20 protein-coding genes are annotated in these 19379 nt (G+C 61.0%); all 20 read left to right on the top strand.

Annotated features, from left to right (window positions below; translation table 11 throughout):
* The first annotated feature begins 188 nt into the window (after positions 1–188).
* The 20 genes from fliE (at position 189) to flhF (ending at position 19309) form a co-directional block, all read left to right on the top strand.
* On the top strand, positions 189–518 hold the full coding sequence (fliE, locus tag LAB08_RS23015) for a flagellar hook-basal body complex protein FliE (protein ID WP_084320560.1): 330 nt from the start codon (positions 189–191) through the stop codon (positions 516–518).
* A gap of 15 nt (positions 519–533) precedes the next feature.
* Positions 534–2321, top strand: a complete 1788-nt coding sequence (fliF, locus tag LAB08_RS23010; RefSeq protein ID WP_096509561.1) for a flagellar basal-body MS-ring/collar protein FliF — start codon at positions 534–536, stop codon at positions 2319–2321.
* On the top strand, positions 2314–3333 hold the full coding sequence (gene fliG, locus LAB08_RS23005) for a flagellar motor switch protein FliG (RefSeq protein WP_096509562.1): 1020 nt from the start codon (positions 2314–2316) through the stop codon (positions 3331–3333). The genes fliF and fliG overlap by 8 nt, the downstream gene beginning before the upstream one ends.
* Positions 3334–3337: 4 nt before the next feature.
* Complete coding sequence (gene fliH / locus LAB08_RS23000; protein WP_096509563.1) at positions 3338–4123, top strand: flagellar assembly protein FliH; 786 nt, start codon at positions 3338–3340, stop codon at positions 4121–4123.
* The gene (gene fliI / locus LAB08_RS22995; protein WP_096509564.1) at positions 4113–5471 is read left to right on the top strand and encodes a flagellar protein export ATPase FliI; all 1359 of its coding nucleotides are present in this window, start codon (positions 4113–4115) and stop codon (positions 5469–5471) included. The genes fliH and fliI overlap by 11 nt, the downstream gene beginning before the upstream one ends.
* Before the next feature lie 6 nt (positions 5472–5477).
* Positions 5478–5927 (top strand): flagellar export protein FliJ, encoded by a 450-nt coding sequence (gene fliJ / locus LAB08_RS22990; RefSeq protein ID WP_096509565.1) that lies wholly within the window; start codon positions 5478–5480, stop codon positions 5925–5927.
* Positions 5928–6109: 182 nt separating this feature from the next.
* Positions 6110–6409 (top strand): STAS domain-containing protein, encoded by a 300-nt coding sequence (locus LAB08_RS22985; RefSeq protein WP_096509566.1) that lies wholly within the window; start codon positions 6110–6112, stop codon positions 6407–6409.
* A gap of 5 nt (positions 6410–6414) precedes the next feature.
* Positions 6415–8121 (top strand): ATP-binding SpoIIE family protein phosphatase, encoded by a 1707-nt coding sequence (locus tag LAB08_RS22980; protein WP_096515224.1) that lies wholly within the window; start codon positions 6415–6417, stop codon positions 8119–8121.
* A gap of 30 nt (positions 8122–8151) precedes the next feature.
* Positions 8152–8520 (top strand): Hpt domain-containing protein, encoded by a 369-nt coding sequence (locus LAB08_RS22975; RefSeq protein WP_096509567.1) that lies wholly within the window; start codon positions 8152–8154, stop codon positions 8518–8520.
* A gap of 83 nt (positions 8521–8603) precedes the next feature.
* Positions 8604–9965 carry a flagellar hook-length control protein FliK gene (locus LAB08_RS22970; protein WP_096509568.1) on the top strand — a complete coding sequence of 454 codons (1362 nt, stop codon included), beginning with the start codon at positions 8604–8606 and terminating at the stop codon, positions 9963–9965.
* Positions 9966–10198: 233 nt separating this feature from the next.
* Positions 10199–10699 (top strand): flagellar basal body-associated protein FliL, encoded by a 501-nt coding sequence (gene fliL / locus LAB08_RS22965; RefSeq protein ID WP_096509569.1) that lies wholly within the window; start codon positions 10199–10201, stop codon positions 10697–10699.
* A gap of 9 nt (positions 10700–10708) precedes the next feature.
* Positions 10709–11677: a flagellar motor switch protein FliM gene (fliM, locus tag LAB08_RS22960; protein WP_096509570.1), complete on the top strand. Its 969-nt coding sequence runs from the start codon at positions 10709–10711 to the stop codon at positions 11675–11677.
* Between the two features lie 66 nt (positions 11678–11743).
* On the top strand, positions 11744–12202 hold the full coding sequence (gene fliN / locus LAB08_RS22955; RefSeq protein WP_096515226.1) for a flagellar motor switch protein FliN: 459 nt from the start codon (positions 11744–11746) through the stop codon (positions 12200–12202).
* On the top strand, positions 12203–12649 hold the full coding sequence (gene fliO / locus LAB08_RS22950; protein ID WP_096509571.1) for a flagellar biosynthetic protein FliO: 447 nt from the start codon (positions 12203–12205) through the stop codon (positions 12647–12649).
* Complete coding sequence (gene fliP / locus LAB08_RS22945) at positions 12649–13407, top strand: flagellar type III secretion system pore protein FliP (protein WP_096509572.1); 759 nt, start codon at positions 12649–12651, stop codon at positions 13405–13407. The genes fliO and fliP overlap by 1 nt, the downstream gene beginning before the upstream one ends.
* Positions 13404–13673: a flagellar biosynthesis protein FliQ gene (gene fliQ, locus LAB08_RS22940; protein WP_096509573.1), complete on the top strand. Its 270-nt coding sequence runs from the start codon at positions 13404–13406 to the stop codon at positions 13671–13673. The genes fliP and fliQ overlap by 4 nt, the downstream gene beginning before the upstream one ends.
* A gap of 3 nt (positions 13674–13676) precedes the next feature.
* The gene (fliR, locus tag LAB08_RS22935) at positions 13677–14462 is read left to right on the top strand and encodes a flagellar biosynthetic protein FliR (protein ID WP_096509574.1); all 786 of its coding nucleotides are present in this window, start codon (positions 13677–13679) and stop codon (positions 14460–14462) included.
* A gap of 3 nt (positions 14463–14465) precedes the next feature.
* Positions 14466–15605 (top strand): flagellar biosynthesis protein FlhB, encoded by a 1140-nt coding sequence (flhB, locus tag LAB08_RS22930; RefSeq protein WP_096509575.1) that lies wholly within the window; start codon positions 14466–14468, stop codon positions 15603–15605.
* A gap of 276 nt (positions 15606–15881) precedes the next feature.
* Complete coding sequence (gene flhA / locus LAB08_RS22925) at positions 15882–17972, top strand: flagellar biosynthesis protein FlhA (RefSeq protein ID WP_436799337.1); 2091 nt, start codon at positions 15882–15884, stop codon at positions 17970–17972.
* A gap of 11 nt (positions 17973–17983) precedes the next feature.
* On the top strand, positions 17984–19309 hold the full coding sequence (gene flhF / locus LAB08_RS22920) for a flagellar biosynthesis GTPase FlhF (protein WP_096509577.1): 1326 nt from the start codon (positions 17984–17986) through the stop codon (positions 19307–19309).
* Positions 19310–19379: the final 70 nt, after the last annotated feature.

The following is a 19379-nucleotide window of genomic DNA, read 5'->3' as shown; positions in this document are numbered from 1 at the left end:
CCTTCGCGAGCAGGCTCGCGCCCACAATGGATTTGCGGCAATTCACGGTCATGGCAACGCAGGGAATGGCTTTTGTAGGACGCAGTCACGGAGCTGGCACCCTTGTTGCTAACACCTCACTACCCGCCGAGTGAGTGTCAAAAAAATTGCGGGTCGCCATCGACGTAGCTTCGTCAAAGAGAGAGACCATGAGCCAAGGTATTGAATTCAATCGGTTGATGCTGGACATGCGTTCCATGCAAATGGATGCGATGTCTGCGCCGAAATCGACTGCCGCCGTCCCTGAACTGAATGGCAGCAGCTTTTCCGACATGCTCGGTCAGGCCGTCAATAAAGTGAACGATACCCAGCAGGCGTCCAGTCAGTTGGCCAATGCCTTCGAGATCGGCAAGAGCGGCGTCGACCTGACGGACGTGATGATTTCCTCGCAGAAGGCCAGTGTGTCTTTCCAGGCGTTGACCCAAGTACGCAACAAGCTGGTTCAGGCTTACCAAGACATCATGCAGATGCCGGTTTAAGGACGAGATTGAGTCATGGCAGAAGCAGTCGCCGATAACGTTCCGGCCAAGGCCACACCGATAGACGGCAAACCGCCGCTGTTCGGGTTGTCTTTCCTGGAAAACCTTTCCGAGATGACCATGTTGCGTCAGGTGGGCCTGTTGGTCGGCCTGGCCGCGAGCGTGGCGATTGGCTTTGCCGTGGTGTTGTGGTCCCAGCAGCCGGACTACCGTCCGCTGTATGGCAGCCTTGCCGGTATGGACGCCAAACAGGTCATGGACACCCTGGCCTCTGCCGATATTCCTTACACCGTAGAACCCAATTCCGGTGCCTTGCTGGTCAAGGCCGATGATTTGTCCCGTGCGCGCCTGAAACTGGCGGCCGCTGGTGTCACTCCCAGCGACGGCAACATCGGTTTCGAGATTCTCGACAAGGACCAGGGCCTGGGTACCAGCCAGTTCATGGAAGCCACCCGCTATCGTCGTGGCCTCGAAGGCGAACTGGCCCGGACCATCTCCAGTTTGAACAACGTCAAGGGTGCTCGCGTGCACCTGGCGATTCCGAAGAGTTCGGTGTTCGTGCGCGATGAGCGCAAGCCAAGCGCGTCGGTTCTGGTTGAACTCTATTCCGGTCGTTCGCTGGAGCCGGGCCAGGTCGTGGCCATCATCAATCTGGTGGCGACCAGCGTTCCTGAACTCAGCAAGTCGCAGATCACCGTGGTCGACCAGAAGGGCAACCTGCTCTCCGATCAGGCGGAGAACTCCGAACTGACCATGGCCGGCAAGCAATTCGACTACAGCCGTCGCATGGAAAGCATGCTCACCCAGCGTGTGCACAACATCCTGCAACCGGTGCTGGGCAACGACCGCTACAAGGCTGAAGTGTCTGCCGATGTAGACTTCAGTGCCGTCGAATCGACCTCCGAGCAGTTCAACCCGGACCAACCGGCATTGCGCAGCGAGCAGTCGGTCAATGAACAGCGCACCGCCAGCAATGGCCCGCAAGGTGTGCCGGGTGCCTTGAGCAACCAGCCACCGTCGCCGGCTTCCGCGCCGCAAACCACAGGCGGCACTACAGCGGCAGCGGGCATGGTGCAGCCAGGCCAGCCATTGATCGATGCCAACGGCCAGCAAATCATGGACCCGGCCACCGGTCAGCCAATGCTGGCACCGTACCCGGCGGACAAGCGTTCACAATCGACCAAGAACTTCGAACTCGACCGTTCCATCAGCCACACCAAGCAGCAGCAGGGCCGTTTGAATCGCCTGTCGGTGTCGGTGGTGGTGGATGATCAGGTCAAGGTCAACCCGGCCAATGGCGAAACCACCCGCGCGCCATGGACCGCCGATGAACTGGCACGCTTCACCCGCCTGGTCCAGGATGCGGTCGGTTTCGACGCCAGCCGTGGCGACAGCGTCAGCGTGATCAACATGCCGTTCTCCGCCGATCGTGGCGAAGTGATTGCCGACATTCCGTTCTACTCCCAGCCGTGGTTCTGGGACATCGTCAAGCAAGTGCTGGGCGTCTTGTTCATTCTGGTGCTGGTGTTCGGCGTGCTGCGCCCGGTGCTCAACAACATCACCGGTGGCGGCAAGGGCAAGCAGCTGGCGGGTATCGGCAGCGACGTCGAGCTGGGTGGCATGGGCGGCCTGGACGGCGAACTGGCCAACGACCGCGTCAGCCTCGGTGGCCCGACCAGTATCCTGCTGCCGAGCCCGAGCGAAGGTTATGACGCTCAGTTGAACGCAATCAAGAGTCTGGTGGCTGAAGACCCGGGGCGTGTGGCCCAGGTCGTGAAAGAGTGGATTAACGCAGATGAGTGATAACCGAGCCATTGCCGCCAAACTGACCAAGGTCGACAAAGCCGCGATTCTGCTGCTGTCCCTGGGTTCTACCGACGCCGCCCAGGTACTGCGCCACATGGGACCCAAAGAGGTCCAGCGTGTGGGCGTGGCCATGGCACAGATGGGTAACGTGCACCGCGAGCAGGTCGAGCAGGTGATGAGCGAGTTCGTCGACATCGTCGGCGACCAGACCAGCCTGGGCGTCGGCTCCGACGACTACGTGCGCAAGATGCTCACCCAGGCCCTGGGCGAGGACAAGGCCAACGGCCTGATCGACCGCATCCTGCTGGGTGGCAACACCAGTGGCCTCGACAGCCTGAAGTGGATGGAGCCGCGCGCCGTCGCCGACGTGATCCGTTACGAACACCCGCAGATCCAGGCAATCGTGGTGGCGTATCTCGATCCGGACCAGGCCGGCGAAGTGCTCGGCAACTTCGACCACAAGGTGCGCCTGGACATTATTTTGCGGGTGTCCTCGCTCAACACCGTACAGCCTGCGGCCCTGAAAGAACTCAACCAGATTCTCGAGAAGCAGTTCTCCGGTAACTCGAATGCCTCGCGCACCACCTTGGGTGGTATCAAGCGCGCGGCCGACATCATGAACTTCCTCGACAGCTCGATCGAAGGCCAGCTCATGGACTCGATCCGCGAAGTCGACGAAGACCTGTCCGGTCAGATCGAAGACCTCATGTTCGTGTTCAACAACCTGGCCGACGTCGACGACCGCGGTATCCAGGCATTGCTGCGCGAAGTGTCCTCCGACGTGCTCGTGCTGGCCCTCAAGGGGTCGGACGAAAACGTCAAAGAGAAAATCTTCAAGAACATGTCCAAGCGTGCGGCCGAACTGTTGCGCGACGACCTCGAAGCCAAGGGCCCGGTGCGCGTCAGCGACGTGGAAACCGCGCAGAAGGAAATCCTCACCATCGCCCGTCGTATGGCCGAAGCCGGAGAAATCGTTCTCGGCGGCAAAGGCGGCGAGGAAATGATTTAACACCATGGCCAAGCATGATGATGAACCCACTGACCTGATCCGGGCCAGGGATGTCAGTGGTTTCGATACCTGGGCACTGCCCAGCTTCGACCCGCCGGCACCCGAGCCTGAGCCGGAGCCGGAACCCGAACCGCCGGAAATGGAAGAAGTGCCGCTGGAGGAAGTCCAGCCACTGACCCTCGAAGAACTCGAAAGCATTCGCCAGGAAGCCTACAACGAAGGTTTCGCTGTGGGTGAGAAAGAAGGATTCCACAGCACCACGCTCAAGGTTCGCCAGGAAGCCGAAGTGGCGCTGGCGGCCAAGATCGCGGGGCTTGAGCAATTGATGGCGCACCTGTTCGAGCCCATCGCCGAACAGGACACACTGATTGAAAAGTCCTTGGTCGACCTCGTGCAGCACATCACCAAACAGGTGATCCAGCGCGAACTGGCCATCGACTCGACGCAAATCGAACACGTCATGCGCGAAGCCCTCAAGCTGCTGCCGTTGGGCGTGGGCAATGTGCGCCTGTACATCAATCCGCAGGATTTCCAACAGGTCAAAGCCCTGCGCGAGCGCCATGAAGAAACCTGGCGCATCGTCGAAGACGAGGCGCTGTTGCCGGGCGGCTGCCGGGTCGAGACCGAGCACAGCCGGATCGATGCCACGGTGGAGACCCGCGTCGTGCGGGTGATGGACAAGCTGTTCGATCAGTTGCACGAACAGGCTCTGCACCCGGCCGCACCGGACGTGAGCCTGGAAATGCCCATCGAAAGCAAGCCGGCCGCGGACATTCCCGATGCGCCTTGAACGCACCAGTTTCGCCAAGCGCCTGAGCAGTTATGCCGAGGCCACGCAATTGGAAGGCGCACCGATCCTCGAAGGCCGCCTGCTGCGCATGGTCGGCCTGACCCTCGAAGCCGAAGGCTTGCGCGCGGCCATGGGCAGTCGCTGCATGGTCATCAACGACGACAGCTATCACCCGGTGCAGGTTGAGGCCGAAGTCATGGGCTTCTCCGGCAGCAAGGTCTTCCTGATGCCGGTCGGCAGCGTCGCCGGTATTGCGCCCGGAGCCCGGGTGGTTCCGCTGTTGGACAGCGGCCGCTTGCCCATGGGCATGAGCATGCTCGGGCGGGTGCTCGATGGCGCCGGTCGTGCGCTGGACGGCAAGGGCGGGATGAAGGCCGAGGATTGGGTGCCGATGGACGGCCCGACCATCAACCCGCTCAAGCGTGAGCCGATCAGTGAGCCGCTGGACGTGGGCATCCGTTGCATCAACGGGATGTTGACGGTCGGTCGCGGCCAGCGGCTTGGCCTGTTTGCCGGTACCGGTGTCGGTAAGTCGGTGTTGCTGGGCATGATGACCCGCTTTACCGAGGCCGACATTATCGTCGTCGGGCTGATCGGTGAGCGGGGTCGTGAAGTTAAAGAATTCATCGAGCACATCCTCGGTGAAGAAGGGCTCAAGCGTTCGGTGGTGGTGGCATCGCCGGCGGACGATGCGCCGCTGATGCGTCTGCGCGCCGCCATGTATTGCACGCGTATCGCCGAGTACTTCCGCGACAAGGGCAAGAACGTCCTGTTGCTGATGGACTCGTTGACCCGTTTCGCCCAGGCCCAGCGGGAAATCGCCCTGGCCATCGGCGAGCCGCCGGCAACCAAGGGCTATCCGCCGTCGGTGTTCGCCAAGTTGCCGAAACTGGTGGAGCGGGCCGGTAATGCCGAGAAGGGCGGCGGTTCGATCACCGCGTTCTATACCGTGCTGTCCGAAGGCGATGACCAGCAGGACCCGATTGCCGACTCGGCGCGAGGGGTGCTCGACGGGCACATCGTGCTGTCGCGGCGACTGGCCGAGGAAGGGCATTACCCGGCCATCGATATCGAGGCGTCCATCAGCCGGGTCATGCCGGCGGTAGTGTCGCCGGAGCACATGACCCGCGCGCAGTACTTCAAGCAATTGTGGTCGCGCTATCAGCAGAGTCGGGACCTGATCAGCGTTGGCGCCTACGTCGCCGGTGGGGATCGCGAAACCGACCTGGCGATTTCCCTGCAACCGCAACTGGTCAAGTACCTGCGTCAGGGCCTCAACGACAGCATCAGCCTGGGCGAAAGCGAAGCGTATCTCGCGTCGATCTTCGCGCCCGCGGCGGGCGGTTAACCGATCATGGCCCAGACTCGGGCAGGGCGCCTGGCGCCCGTGGTGGAAATGGCCGAGAAGGCGGAGAAAACCGCAGTCCAGCGCCTGGGTCATTTCCAGGGGCAGGTGCGTCTGGCGCAAAGCAAGCTCGACGACCTCGAAGCCTTTCGTCTCGACTATCAGGAACAGTGGATCGTACGCGGCAGCGGCGGCGTATCGGGCCAATGGCTGCTGGGGTATCAGGGTTTCCTCGCACAATTGGGCACGGCCATCGATCAGCAGCGCCAGAGCCTGGCCTGGCACCAGAACAACCTGAACAAGGCGCGGGACACTTGGCAGCAGGCGTTCGCCCGGGTCGAAGGCTTGCGCAAACTGGTTCAGCGGTACATCGATGAGGCGCGGGCGCTGGAAGACAAGCGCGAGCAAAAGCTGCTGGATGAATTGTCCCAGCGCTTGCCGCGGCAGGATCAATATTGAATCCGCGTTATCGTTCATCGCGGGCAAGCCTTGCTCCCACAGGTTCGCGTCGAGCCTCTGTGGGAGCAAGGCTTGCCCGCGATGGCGATCTGATGGGCGCCACAATTCCTAACCTTGCCCCAACCTCTACCAACTGCTAAACCTTGAACAAGCAGGTTTACCAACGACAAGGAAGCCATGACATGTCAGTCGTTACAGAAGTCTCTGCGAATGGGCAAAAACTGACGATATCGGTCAAGGGACGATTCGATTTCGCCAAGCACCAGGAATTTCGAGAGTCCTACGAAGACAAGGATCTCGCAGAGGTCGTGATCGACCTGAAAGAGGCGACCTACCTCGACAGTTCCGCATTGGGCATGCTGCTCCTGTTGCGCGATCACGCCGGCGGCGACGACGCCGATATCCGCGTGGTCAACAGCAGTTCCGACGTGAGGAAAATCCTCGCTATCTCCAATTTCGACAAACTGTTCGACATCAGTTGATCGCCGTGCAGCCTGCACTCGAATCGCTGACGATACTGATCGCTGAAGACAGCGCGGCTGATCGCATGCTGTTGTCGAGTATCGTCCGGCGCCAGGGCCATCAAGTGCTGACGGCTGCCAACGGTGCCGAAGCGGTCGAGGCGTTTCGCCAGCAACGGCCGCAACTGGTGTTGATGGACGCGATGATGCCGGTGATGGATGGTTTCGAAGCGGCCCGACAGATCAAGGCGCTGGCCGGGGAAACCCTGGTGCCGATCATCTTTCTCACCTCGCTGTCCGAAAGCGAAGCCTTGGCCCGTTGCCTGGAGGTCGGGGGTGACGATTTTCTGGCGAAACCGTACAACCAGGTGATCCTCGCCGCCAAGATCAAGGCGATGGACCGATTGCGGCGGCTGCAGGCGACCGTGCTGCAGCAGCGTGACCAGATCGCCCGGCATCACGACTATTTGCTCAACGAGCAGCGGGTGGCCAAGGCCGTGTTCGACAAAGTGGCCCATTCCGGCTGTCTGAACGCCCCCAACATTCGCTATCTGCAATCACCTTATGCGCTGTTCAACGGTGATTTGCTGTTGGCGGCGTTCACCCCGTCGGGCGACATGCACGTGTTGCTCGGTGATTTCACCGGCCATGGTTTGCCGGCCGCGGTTGGCGCGATGCCCCTGGCCGAAGTCTTTTACGGCATGACCGCCAAGGGCTATGGCCTGGCGGAAACCTTGCGCGAGATGAATGCCAAGCTCAAACGCATCCTGCCGGTGGACATGTTCTGTTGCGCAACGCTGTTGTGCCTGAGCTTCCAGCGTCGTTCGGTGGAGGTCTGGAACGGCGGCATGCCGGACGGCTATCTGCACAGCATCGCCACGGGGGAGCGAACGCCCCTGACGGCCCGGCATTTGCCCCTGGGGGTGTTGAGTCCGCAAACCTTTGATGACCGCACTGAAGTGTTTCCGATGGCGCTCGGTGATCGGGTGTTTTTGTTGTCCGACGGCGTGATCGATACCTGCGATGCCAATGATCAGCTGTTTGGCGTGCAGCGGTTGCAGCAAGTGTTCGCGGCCAATCGTCAGCCCGATGCGTTGTTCGAGGAAATCGAGCAGGCGCTACGGGATTTTCGCGGCGAAGCCCGGGACGATGTCAGCATGGTCGAAATCAGCCTGTTGGATCCGGCTCACCTGAGTCCGCCCGTTCCGGTCTATTCCGACAGTGGTCAGTCCTGTCCGCTGGACTGGTCGGTGAGTTTCGAGTTTCGTGCCGCCACGCTCAAGCGTTTCAATCCGCTGCCATACCTGTTGCAACTGCTACTCGAGGTTCACGGTCTGCGGGCGCAGAGCGGGGCCCTGTACAGCGTTCTTGCAGAGCTGTACTCCAACGCCCTGGAACATGGCGTGCTGGGGCTGGATTCCAGTCTCAAGCGTGATCTCGCGGGTTTCGCCCGTTATTACCAGCAGCGCAATTCACGGCTGGACGGCCTGCAGGACGGTTATGTGCGAGTGCATCTGGAGGTCACGCCACAAGATGAGGGTGGTTGCCTGGTGATACGCGTCGAGGACAGCGGCGTGGGATTTGATGTCGATCGGGTGATGGAGCGTCCGATTGATCCTGTCCGTTTGTCGGGACGCGGCGTCAGTCTGATCCGTCAGTTGGGGCGTAATGCCAGTTGGTCCGACGATGGTCGAAGTGCCCGCGTGGAGTTTTTCTGGAAGGCTCTGGCATAATCCGCACATTCTTGATCAAGGAGTGAACAAGTGGCTGACACACATCTGGACCCAAACGTGCTGAGCGCGTTGCGGGAAGTCATGGAGGATGAGTTTTCGACATTGGTCGAGACCTTCCTCGCAGACTCCGAAGAACGGTTGCAGCAATTGACCGTGGCGGCCGACGCCACGCAGATACTCGAGACCGCGCACAGCTTCAAGGGCAGCAGCAGCAACATGGGCGCCACTCGCCTGGCCGGGCTGTGTCATGACCTGGAGCAACGGGCCAAGGCGCGAAACCTTTCAGGCATTGAAGCCCTGATCGCTGATGTTGCCCGTGAGTTCGCCCTTATCCGGCCACTTTATGAAGAAGAACGGCAGCGTTCTCTCTCGGCCATCACGACCGTTCGGCCTTATTGATCACGCTCGAGCAAAACTGGCGCGACCTTTGCAGTCAACTCTCCCAACTGTACCTACGATCCCAGTGCAGCGGAGACCGTTAAATGCCCGTTACCCCTAACATTCTTCTTCAGGCCGCCACGCAGGCCAAGACTCAGGCCGCCTCCGCCAATTCCACGGCGCTGCCCGCCGAGCCCGGGGACAAGGCTGCAAGCTTCGCTCAAGTGTATGCCAGGCAAGGTCAGAACAAACCTGACGTAGCGGCTGATGGTTCGGCCAGGCCGGTACGTGACAAAGCCCCGGACGGTGCCGGCAAGAAGGATGTCGCCGACGACGAATCTGCCGCCCCGGAACCGGCCGTTGCCGATAGCGGCAAAACCTTGCCCGCCGACAAACCGGCGCAGGCTGGTGACAAGGCGGCGAGCGAGGACCCGGCGGACACCGCCCAGACTCCGGTCGTTGACACTGCACCTGTCGATCCGGCGCTCGATCCTGCCTTGCTTCAGTCCGTTCAGCCAGTTGTCACCGCGCCAGTCCCGGCCACGACGCCCGTGGTGGAAGCCGAACCGAAACCGGACCAGGCACCGGTTGCCGCGGCTGTCGCCGCAACAACGCCAGCGGTCGCTACCACCGACACCGATTTCGACCCTGAAGCCGATCCGCTCGACGCGCTGCCCGCCGTGCGCCTGGCCATGGAGCAGAGCGGCCACGTTTCCGCGTCCAGCCAGGCACAACCCAAAGCCGCACCAACGCCTGCCCAGGCGCAGGCCGATGGCGAGCAGACCCCGGCGCAGAACTTTGCCGCGGGCATGGCCAACATGCTCGACGTGCAGGCCGACAAGGACAGCACCAGCCAGGGTGGCGACAAGGCGTTCAGCGGCCTGATCGATGACGGTCTCAAGGATCTCAAATCTGCCAGCAGCGATACCCGGGTGGACGACTTCGCCAACCGTCTGGCGGCGCTGACCCAGGCGGCTACGCCGAAAACTGCCAACGCGGTACCGGTGAACCAGCCGATTGCCATGCATCAGAGCGGCTGGACCGAGGAAGTCGTGAATCGGGTCATGTACCTGTCCAGCGCCAATCTCAAGGCGGCGGATATCCAGTTGCAACCGGCCGAGCTAGGGCGCCTCGACATTCGGGTGAACATGGTTCCGGACCAACAGACCCAAGTGACATTCATGAGTGCACACCCCGGCGTTCGCGAAGCGCTGGACGGCCAGATGCATCGTTTGCGTGACATGTTCGCGCAGCAGGGCATGGGCCAGGTCGACGTCAATGTGTCCGACCAGTCCCGGGGTTCGCAGCAGGGGCAGGAGCAGGCTCAGCAGAGACAAAGCGGGCGAACCAGTGCCAGCGGTGGCCGCCTCGACGGCATGGATGACGAAGCCGTACAGGGCGTCGCCGAAGTCGCCGCCCCGGTGACCAGCGTGATCGGCTCCAGCGCCGTCGATTACTACGCCTGATTGGCCTGAATGCTAACCCTGTGGGAGCGAGCCTGCTCGCGAAGGGGCATTAACAGTCACATCTTTTTCGACTGTTATTCCGCTTTCGCGAGCAGGCTCGCTCCCACAGTGGTTTTGCGCTGGTCTTAAAGTGGTGGCCAGTCCATCCATCCCCCTCCCAACCGTTCTGGCATAACACTTGCTCTTGCCTATCCGTGCGACTGTGAAAACCCGAATAGTGACGGATTATTGGCATGGCGAAGAGCGACGCAGTAGTAAAAGACCCCGCAACCAAAGGCAAATTCAAGCTGATTATCCTGATCGTGCTGGCCCTGCTGCTGGCGATCGGTGTGTCCGTGGGGGCGACTTGGTACTTCATGCACAGCGCCCAGAGCAAGCCTGTCGCCGCGGCCGAAATCGCTCCGGTGGGCAAGCAGCCGGCGATTTTCGAGTCGATGGCGCCGGCGTTTGTCGCCAACTTCAACCAGAACGGCCGTCAGCGCTACATGCAGGTGAGCATCACCATGCTCGCGCGCAATCAGGCGGATCTGGACGCGCTCAAGGTACACATGCCGGTGATCCGCAATAACCTGGTCATGCTGTTCTCCGGACAGGACTTCGCCACGCTCGCCTCGCCGGTCGGCCAGGAAATGTTGCGTCAGAAAGCCACGGCCAGCGTCCAGGAAGTCGCGCAGAAAGAACTCGGCAAAGTGGTCGTCGAACAGTTGCTTTTCACTAATTTCGTACTGCAGTAGGAACACGACATGGCCGTGCAGGACCTGCTGTCCCAGGATGAGATCGACGCGCTGTTGCATGGCGTGGACGATGGTCTGGTACAGACCGATAACATTGCCGAACCCGGCACCGTCAAAAGCTACGACCTGACCAGCCAGGATCGCATCGTCCGCGGACGCATGCCGACCCTGGAGATGATCAACGAACGTTTCGCCCGCTACACGCGCATCAGCATGTTCAACATGCTGCGCCGTTCGGCGGACGTGGCGGTCGGTGGCGTGCAGGTGATGAAGTTCGGCGAATACGTGCACTCGCTGTACGTGCCGACCAGTCTCAACCTGGTCAAGATCAAACCGCTGCGCGGTACAGCGCTGTTCATCCTCGACGCCAAACTGGTGTTCAAACTGGTGGACAACTTCTTCGGTGGCGACGGCCGTCACGCCAAGATCGAAGGGCGGGAATTCACCCCGACCGAATTGCGCGTGGTGCGCATGGTGCTGGAGCAGGCCTTCATCGACTTGAAGGAAGCCTGGCAGGCGATCATGGAAGTGAATTTCGAGTACATCAACTCGGAAGTGAACCCGGCCATGGCCAACATCGTCGGTCCGAGCGAAGCCATTGTGGTGTCGACCTTCCACATCGAACTCGATGGCGGTGGCGGCGATCTGCACGTGACCATGCCGTATTCGATGATCGAACCGGTGCGCGAAATGCTCGACGCCGGCTTCCAGTCGGACCTCGACGATCAGGACGAGCGCTGGGTCAATGCCTTGCGTCAGGACGTGCTGGATGTCGACGTGCCGATCGGCGCCACTGTGGCCCGTCGCCAGTTGAAATTGCGCGACATCCTGCACATGCAGCCGGGGGACATCATCCCGGTGGAAATGCCGGAAGACATGATCATGCGCGCCAACGGCGTGCCGGCCTTCAAGGTCAAGATGGGCTCGCACAAAGGCAACCTCGCGTTGCAGGTGATCGAACCGATCGAGCGCCGCTGACCGGCACACCAACCCTATTTGAAATGACTGCTTGTGATCGAGCAGTTGCTCGTCGAGGACAAATTGATGGCTAACGATATGAATACCCAGGACGACCAGGCGCTGGCTGACGAATGGGCCGCGGCCCTGGAAGAAACCGGTGATGCCGGCCAGGCCGACATCGATGCACTGCTGGCCGCCGATTCCGGCGTTCCGGGCTCCAGCCGCCTGCCGATGGAAGAATTCGGCAGCGTGCCGAGAAACAACGATCCGGTCAGCCTGGAAGGGCCGAACCTGGACGTGATCCTCGATATCCCGGTGTCGATTTCCATGGAAGTGGGCAGCACCGACATCAACATTCGCAACCTGCTGCAACTCAACCAGGGTTCGGTGATCGAGCTCGATCGCCTGGCCGGTGAGCCGCTGGACGTGCTGGTCAACGGCACGCTGATCGCCCATGGCGAAGTGGTGGTGGTCAACGAGAAGTTCGGCATCCGCCTGACCGACGTGATCAGCCCAAGCGAACGCATCAAGAAGTTGCGCTGAGTGAAAAAGCTTCTTTGGGGTCTGTTGGCGTTGCCGTTCAGCGTGCTGGCGGCCGAGCCTGTCGCGACAGCCGCTACTGCCGCGGCACCGGCGGTCAACAGCGGCGTGGCCGGGCAATTGACGCAGCTGGTGTTCGGCTTGCTGCTGGTGCTGGGGTTGATCTTCTTCCTCGCCTGGCTGTTGCGCCGGGTGCAGCAGGCAGGGCCGGCCGGCAAGGGGCAGGTGATCGAGCTGATCGGTTCCCGCGCCCTCGGCCCGCGTGACCGTTTGATGCTGGTGCAGGTCGGCAACGAGCAGATCCTGCTCGGTCTCAGCCCTGGCACGATCACCGCGCTGCATGTGCTTAAAGAGCCGATTGAAGTGCCGGCCACCGCCGACAAAGCGACTCCGGAGTTTGCCCAGCATCTGTTGAAGATGCTCGGCAAGGATCAGAAGGATAAGAAGTAATGGGTGCGCTACGCATCGTCTTGACGCTGGCCCTGCTGCTGGCCGCGCCGCTGGCGTTCGCCGCCGATCCGCTGTCGATCCCGGCGATCACCCTGGGCACCAATGCACAGGGCGCCCAGGAATACTCGGTCAGCCTGCAAATCCTGCTGATCATGACTGCGCTGAGTTTCATCCCGGCGTTCGTCATGCTGATGACCAGTTTCACCCGGATCATCATCGTCTTCTCGATCCTGCGCCAGGCCCTGGGCCTGCAACAGACACCGTCGAACCAGATCCTCACGGGCATGGCGCTGTTCCTGACCCTGTTCATCATGGCGCCGGTGTTCGACCGGGTTAACCAGGACGCCTTGCAGCCGTATCTGGCGGAAAAAATGACGGCTCAGGACGCCGTGGCCAAGGCCCAGGTGCCGATCAAGGACTTCATGCTCGCCCAGACCCGCACCAGTGACCTGGAGCTGTTCATGCGCCTGTCCAAGCGCACCGACATTGCGAGCCCGGATCAGGCGCCGCTGACCATTCTGGTGCCGGCGTTCGTGACCTCGGAGCTGAAAACCGCCTTCCAGATCGGTTTCATGATCTTTATTCCGTTCCTGATCATCGACCTGGTCGTGGCCAGTGTGCTGATGGCCATGGGGATGATGATGCTGTCACCGCTGATCATTTCCCTGCCGTTCAAGATCATGCTGTTCGTGCTGGTCGATGGCTGGGCGCTGATCATCGGCACCCTCGCCAGTAGCTTTGGTGGTGTATCGCCATGACGCCAGAAGTCGCCGTCGATATCTTCCGTGAAGCCCTTTGGCTGACCACCATGATGGTGGCGGTGCTGGTGATTCCGAGTTTGCTGGTGGGCCTGATCGTGGCGATGTTCCAGGCCGCCACCCAGATCAACGAACAGACCTTGAGCTTCCTGCCGCGCCTGCTGGTGATGCTGGTGACCCTGATCGTGGCCGGCCCGTGGCTGGTGCAGACCTTCATGGAGTACATCCTGCAGTTGTACGGCAGTATTCCGCAGGTCATCGGCTAAGCCATGTCGTCGCTGCTTCAGCTGACCGATACCCAGATCAGCACCTGGGTGGCGAGCTTCATGTTGCCGCTGTTCCGCATCGGCGCCTTGCTGACGGTCATGCCGGTGTTCGGCACCTCACTGGTGCCCAAGCGCATTCGCCTGTATTTCGCCCTGGCCATTACGGTGGTCATCGCCCCGAACCTGCCGCCCATGCCGCCGGTAAATGCGCTGGACTTGAGCGGATTGCTGCTCATTGCCGAGCAGATCCTCATCGGCGCGGTACTCGGTTTCTCCCTGCAACTGTTCTTCCAGGCCTTCGTGGTGGCGGGGCAGATCGTCGCCATTCAGATGGGCATGGGCTTCGCCTCGATGGTCGACCCCACCAACGGCGTGTCGGTGGCGGTGATCGGGCAGTTCTTCACCATGCTGGTGACCCTGATGTTCCTGGCCATGAATGGCCATCTGGTGGTCTTCGAAGTGCTCACCGAGAGTTTCACCACGTTGCCGGTGGGCAGCGGCTTGATGGTCAATCATTTCTGGGAACTGGCCGGCAAGCTCGGCTGGGTACTGGGCGCGGCGTTGCTGCTGGTGCTGCCGGCGATCACCGCGCTGCTGGTGGTCAACATCGCGTTTGGCGTGATGACCCGGGCGGCACCGCAACTGAACATCTTCTCCGTCGGCTTCCCGCTCACCCTGGTGCTCGGGCTGTTTATCGTCTGGGTCGGGCTGGCGGACATTCTCAATCAGTATCAACCGCTGGCCAGCGAGGCCTTGCAGTTTTTACGCGAACTGGCACAGGCGCGCTGAGTCATGGCAGAGAGCGAAAGCGGTCAGGACAAAACAGAAGACCCCACGGAGAAAAAGAAAAAGGACGCCCGTGAGAAGGGCGAGATTGCGCGCTCCAAAGAGCTGAACACCCTGGCGATCATGCTTGCCGGTGCTGGCGCGCTGCTGATTTTCGGTGGGGCACTGGCCCAGGACCTGATGGACCTGATGCGCCTGAATTTTTCCCTGTCGCGGGACGTGGTGCTGGACCAGCGCTCGATGAGCACCTACCTGCTGCATTCCGGGAAGATTGCCTTGCTGGCGATTCAGCCGGTAATGATCACCTTGCTGCTGGCCGCGTTGATCGGCCCTATCTCCCTGGGTGGCTGGCTGTTCTCCGCCGGCAGTATGGCCCCCAAATTCAGCCGCATGAACCCCGGTGCGGGCCTCAAGCGCATGTTCTCGGCCAAAGCCCTGACCGAGCTGCTCAAGGCCCTGGCGAAGTTTTTCATTGTCCTGTTCGTGGCGCTGGTGGTGTTGTCGGGAGACATCGACGACCTGCTGCGCATCGCCCATGAACCGTTGGATCGAGCGGTCACTCATAGCCTGCAAGTGGTCGGCTGGAGCACCCTGTGGATGGCCTGCGGGCTGATCATCATTGCCGCGGTGGACGTACCGCTTCAGTTGTGGGAAAGCATCAACAAACTGAAGATGACCAAGCAGGAAGTGCGCGACGAGCACAAGGACCAGGAAGGGCGGCCCGAGGTCAAGCAACGGATTCGCCAGCTGCAGCGCGAAATGTCCCAGCGCCGAATGATGGCCGCCATTCCCGACGCCGACGTGGTCATCACCAACCCGACCCACTACGCCGTAGCACTCAAGTACGACCCGGACAAGAGCGGCGCGCCGATGTTGATTGCCAAGGGCAGTGACTTTTTGGCGCTGAAGATTCGTGAAATCGCGGTGGCCAACGAAATTTTGCTGCTGGAATCGCCGGCGCTGGCGCGGTCGATTTACTACTCCACGGGGCTGGAGCAGGAAATTCCAGGTGGGTTGTATCTCGCGGTGGCGCAGGTGCTGGCGTATGTCTATCAGATTCGCCAGTACAAGGCCGGCAAGGGCAAGCGGCCGGATCCGTTGAAGGATGATTTGCCGATTCCGCCTGATCTGCGTCGCGATTCCTGATTCTTTCGTTGTCAGTTCCGGCCTCATCGCGGGCAAGCCTTGCTCCCACAGGTTTTGTGGACGACACAATATTGTGGGAGCAAGGCTTGCCCGCGATGAGGCCCGTCCAGGCAACACAAATCTTCATGTAAACCTCTCTAATTCAAACCCCCGCAAAAGTTGGAAAGCTTCTTGCAGTAGCCCCTGTGCGCCCGCTTCAGGCGTCAAAAGTTTGCTTTAAAGGCACGGGGATTACCGGTGGATCGCTCTCAGTTACTCAACAGTACTCGCACGCACATGGCAGACCTCAGTCGAGGCAATCTGGGCGTGCCGCTGTTGTTGCTGGTCATGTTGGCGATGATGATGTTGCCGGTCCCGCCGTTCCTGCTGGACGTGTTTTTCACCTTCAACATCGCCCTGTCGATTGTCGTGTTGCTGGTCTGCGTCTACGCCTTGCGGCCGCTGGATTTCGCGGTGTTCCCAACCATTTTGCTGGTGGCGACCCTGCTGCGCCTGGCGCTTAACGTGGCCTCCACGCGGGTGGTGATGCTTCATGGTCAGGACGGTCACGCCGCCGCCGGCAAGGTGATCCTGGCCTTCGGTGAGGTGGTGATCGGCGGTAACTACGTGGTCGGTATCGTGGTGTTCGCGATTCTGATGATCATCAACTTCGTCGTGGTGACCAAGGGCGCCGGGCGGATTTCCGAGGTGAGCGCGCGTTTCACCCTCGACGCGATGCCCGGCAAGCAAATGGCCATCGACGCCGATCTCAATGCCGGTCTGATCGATCAGAACCAGGCCAAGGCCCGTCGTGTAGAAGTCGCCCAGGAAGCCGAGTTCTACGGTTCCATGGACGGTGCCAGCAAGTTCGTGCGCGGTGACGCCATCGCCGGCCTGCTGATTCTGTTCATCAACCTGATCGGCGGCATGGCCGTCGGTATCTTCCAGCACAACATGTCCTTCGCTGATGCCGGCAAGGTTTACGCATTGCTGACCATTGGTGACGGTTTGGTGGCGCAATTGCCATCACTGCTGTTGTCCACTGCTGCCGCGATCATGGTGACCCGTGCTTCCGGTTCGGAAGACATGGGCAAGCAGATCAATCGCCAGATGTTCGCCTCGCCCAAGGCGCTGGCCGTGGCTGCCGGCTTGATGGCGGTGATGGGCCTGGTGCCTGGTATGCCGCACGTGTCTTTCCTGAGCATGGCGGCGCTGGCGGCGGGTGGCGCGTACCTGTTCTGGAAGAAGCAGAACGCCATCAAGGTCCACGCTGCACAAGAGGTCAAGCGTCAGCAGGAGCTGCTGCCATCGCCGGCCCGCGCCCAGGAAACCAAGGAGCTGGGCTGGGATGACGTGACGCCGATCGACATGATCGGCCTGGAAGTGGGTTATCGCCTGATTCCGCTGGTGGACCGCAACCAGGGCGGTCAATTGCTGGCGCGAATCAAAGGAGTACGCAAGAAGCTGTCCCAGGACCTGGGCTTCCTGATGCCGACCGTGCATATCCGCGACAACCTCGATCTGGCGCCGAGTGCCTATCGCCTGACCCTGATGGGGGTGATCCTCGCGGAAGCGGAGATTTACCCGGACCGCGAACTGGCGATCAACCCGGGGCAGGTCTACGGCTCGCTCAACGGCATCACCGCCAGAGACCCGGCTTTCGGGCTGGAGGCGGTGTGGATCGAAATCAGCCAGCGTGCCCAGGCGCAATCGCTGGGCTATACCGTGGTCGATGCCAGTACCGTGGTGGCAACCCACTTGAACCAGATTCTGTACAAGCACTCCAGCGAGCTGATAGGTCACGAGGAAGTGCAGCAACTCATGCAATTGCTGGCGAAAAACTCGCCGAAACTGGCCGAAGAACTGGTGCCGGGCGTGCTGTCGCTGTCGCAATTGCTCAAGGTTTTGCAGGCCTTGTTGGCCGAACAGGTGCCGGTACGCGATATCCGCAGCATCGCCGAAGCCATCGCCAACAACGCCTCCAAGAGTCAAGATACTGCCGCATTGGTGGCCGCGGTGCGCGTCGGCGTTTCCCGCGCCATCGTGCAAAGCATTGTAGGCACTGACTCGGAGCTGCCAGTCATCACGCTGGAGCCAAGGTTGGAACAAATATTGCTCAATAGTCTGCAGAAGGCAGGACAAGGCTCGGAAGAGGGCGTTCTGCTGGAGCCAAGCATGGCCGAGAAGCTGCAGCGCTCGTTGATCGATGCGGCTCAGCGTCAGGAGATGCAAGGTCAACCGGTGATTCTGCTGGTGGCCGGTCCGGTTCGCGCGATGCTCTCGCGATTTGGCCGGCTGGCAGTCCCGGGTTTGCATGTGTTGGCCTATCAGGAAATACCTGACAACAAGCAAGTGACCATCGTTGCGACAGTAGGGCCCAACGGCTGAGGTAGTGGTTTATGCAAGTTAAGCGTTTTTTCGCCGCCGATATGCGTCAGGCCATGAAACTGGTTCGTGATGAGCTGGGCGCCGATGCCGCCATCATTGGCAACCGCCGGATCGCCGGTGGTGTCGAGCTGACGGCTGCCCTGGATTACAAACTGTCGGCGCTGGCTCCGCGCGTTCCGAACATGGAACTCGAAGACGAGCTGCGCAAGACTCAGTCGCGGATCGTCACCGCCCAGGCCGAATTGAGCCTGCGCAGCGAAGGCGAGAGCGACAACGCCACCAATCGCCAGTTGTTCGCAGGCCTGCCGCTCACCGCCGCCGAGCCGCTGATCGAACCGACCTACGCCGAGCCCCGTCGCCCTGCGCCGGCCCCTGTTGCTGCGCCTGCGGTTGATCAGCGCGTGTTCGACTCGATGCGCTTCGAGCTCAACGGCCTGCGGGAGCTGCTTGAAGTTCAGCTGGGCTCTTTAGCGTGGAACCAGCTGCAGGGCAGCCGTCCGGACCAGGCGAACCTCTGGCGCCGCCTGCAACGCATTGGCCTGTCCGGTCCGTTGTCGCGGGATTTGCTGGCGCTGATCACCGACATCGAAGAGCCCCGCCAGGCCTGGCGCATGTTGCTGGCACACCTGGCACGGATGATCGCCACACCGGAAGTCGAACCGCTCGAAGAGGGCGGTGTGATTGCCATGGTCGGCCCTGCCGGCATGGGCAAGACCACCACCCTGGCCAAGCTGGCTGCCCGTTACGTGCTTAAATACGGCGCACAGAACATCGCGCTGGTGAGCATGGACAGCTATCGTATTGGTGCCCAGGAGCAACTCAAGACCCTGGGCCGGATTCTCAATGTATCGGTGACCCACGTCGATCCGGGGCAATCGCTGGTGCAGGCACTGGATCCACTGCTGCGCAAGCGCGTCGTGCTGATCGATACCGCCGGCCTGCAAGCCAGCGATCCGGCCCTGCGCATGCAGCTTGAAAGCCTGGCCGGGCGTGGCATCAAGTCAAAAAATTACCTGGTCCTGGCAACCACCAGCCAGAAACAGGTTCTAACCGCCGCTTATCACAGTTACAAGCGTTGCGGGCTCGCTGGCTGCATCCTGACTAAACTGGATGAAACGGCGAGTCTGGGCGAGGTGTTGAGCCTGGCCATCAGCCATGAATTGCCGGTGGCCTACCTGACCGACGGCCCGCGGATCCCGGATGATTTGCATCTGCCGCGTCGTCATCAACTGGTCAGTCGGGCCGTTAGCGTGCAAATGCAGGAAGAGCCCAGCGAAGAAGCCATGGCTGACATGTTCGCTGATATCTACCACAGCCCGACCAAACAGGTAGGCTGAGGTGAAAATGAATAGTTTTTGTACCTACATCGATGGTCTGCCATGCATTGTTCCATTTGCGAACGCGCAG

Source organism: Pseudomonas izuensis (assembly GCF_002356535.2).
Taxonomy (GTDB): Bacteria; Pseudomonadota; Gammaproteobacteria; order Pseudomonadales; family Pseudomonadaceae; genus Aquipseudomonas; species Aquipseudomonas izuensis.
The sequence above is the reverse complement of the archived record's forward strand: the minus strand, read 5'-3'. Positions and strand labels throughout refer to the sequence as shown.

Bases quoted from the DNA above. Each gene is read 5' to 3' on its own strand.
- fliE (WP_084320560.1), top strand. From the start codon at position 189: ATGAGCCAAGGTATTGAATTCAATCGGTTGATGCTGGACATGCGTTCC.
- fliF (WP_096509561.1), top strand. From the start codon at position 534: ATGGCAGAAGCAGTCGCCGATAACGTTCCGGCCAAGGCCACACCGATA.
- fliG (WP_096509562.1), top strand. From the start codon at position 2,314: ATGAGTGATAACCGAGCCATTGCCGCCAAACTGACCAAGGTCGACAAA.
- fliH (WP_096509563.1), top strand. From the start codon at position 3,338: ATGGCCAAGCATGATGATGAACCCACTGACCTGATCCGGGCCAGGGAT.
- fliI (WP_096509564.1), top strand. From the start codon at position 4,113: ATGCGCCTTGAACGCACCAGTTTCGCCAAGCGCCTGAGCAGTTATGCC.
- fliJ (WP_096509565.1), top strand. From the start codon at position 5,478: ATGGCCCAGACTCGGGCAGGGCGCCTGGCGCCCGTGGTGGAAATGGCC.
- LAB08_RS22985 (WP_096509566.1), top strand. From the start codon at position 6,110: ATGTCAGTCGTTACAGAAGTCTCTGCGAATGGGCAAAAACTGACGATA.
- LAB08_RS22970 (WP_096509568.1), top strand. From the start codon at position 8,604: ATGCCCGTTACCCCTAACATTCTTCTTCAGGCCGCCACGCAGGCCAAG.
- fliL (WP_096509569.1), top strand. From the start codon at position 10,199: ATGGCGAAGAGCGACGCAGTAGTAAAAGACCCCGCAACCAAAGGCAAA.
- fliM (WP_096509570.1), top strand. From the start codon at position 10,709: ATGGCCGTGCAGGACCTGCTGTCCCAGGATGAGATCGACGCGCTGTTG.
- fliN (WP_096515226.1), top strand. From the start codon at position 11,744: ATGGCTAACGATATGAATACCCAGGACGACCAGGCGCTGGCTGACGAA.
- fliP (WP_096509572.1), top strand. From the start codon at position 12,649: ATGGGTGCGCTACGCATCGTCTTGACGCTGGCCCTGCTGCTGGCCGCG.
- fliQ (WP_096509573.1), top strand. From the start codon at position 13,404: ATGACGCCAGAAGTCGCCGTCGATATCTTCCGTGAAGCCCTTTGGCTG.
- fliR (WP_096509574.1), top strand. From the start codon at position 13,677: ATGTCGTCGCTGCTTCAGCTGACCGATACCCAGATCAGCACCTGGGTG.
- flhB (WP_096509575.1), top strand. From the start codon at position 14,466: ATGGCAGAGAGCGAAAGCGGTCAGGACAAAACAGAAGACCCCACGGAG.
- flhA (WP_436799337.1), top strand. From the start codon at position 15,882: ATGGCAGACCTCAGTCGAGGCAATCTGGGCGTGCCGCTGTTGTTGCTG.
- flhF (WP_096509577.1), top strand. From the start codon at position 17,984: ATGCAAGTTAAGCGTTTTTTCGCCGCCGATATGCGTCAGGCCATGAAA.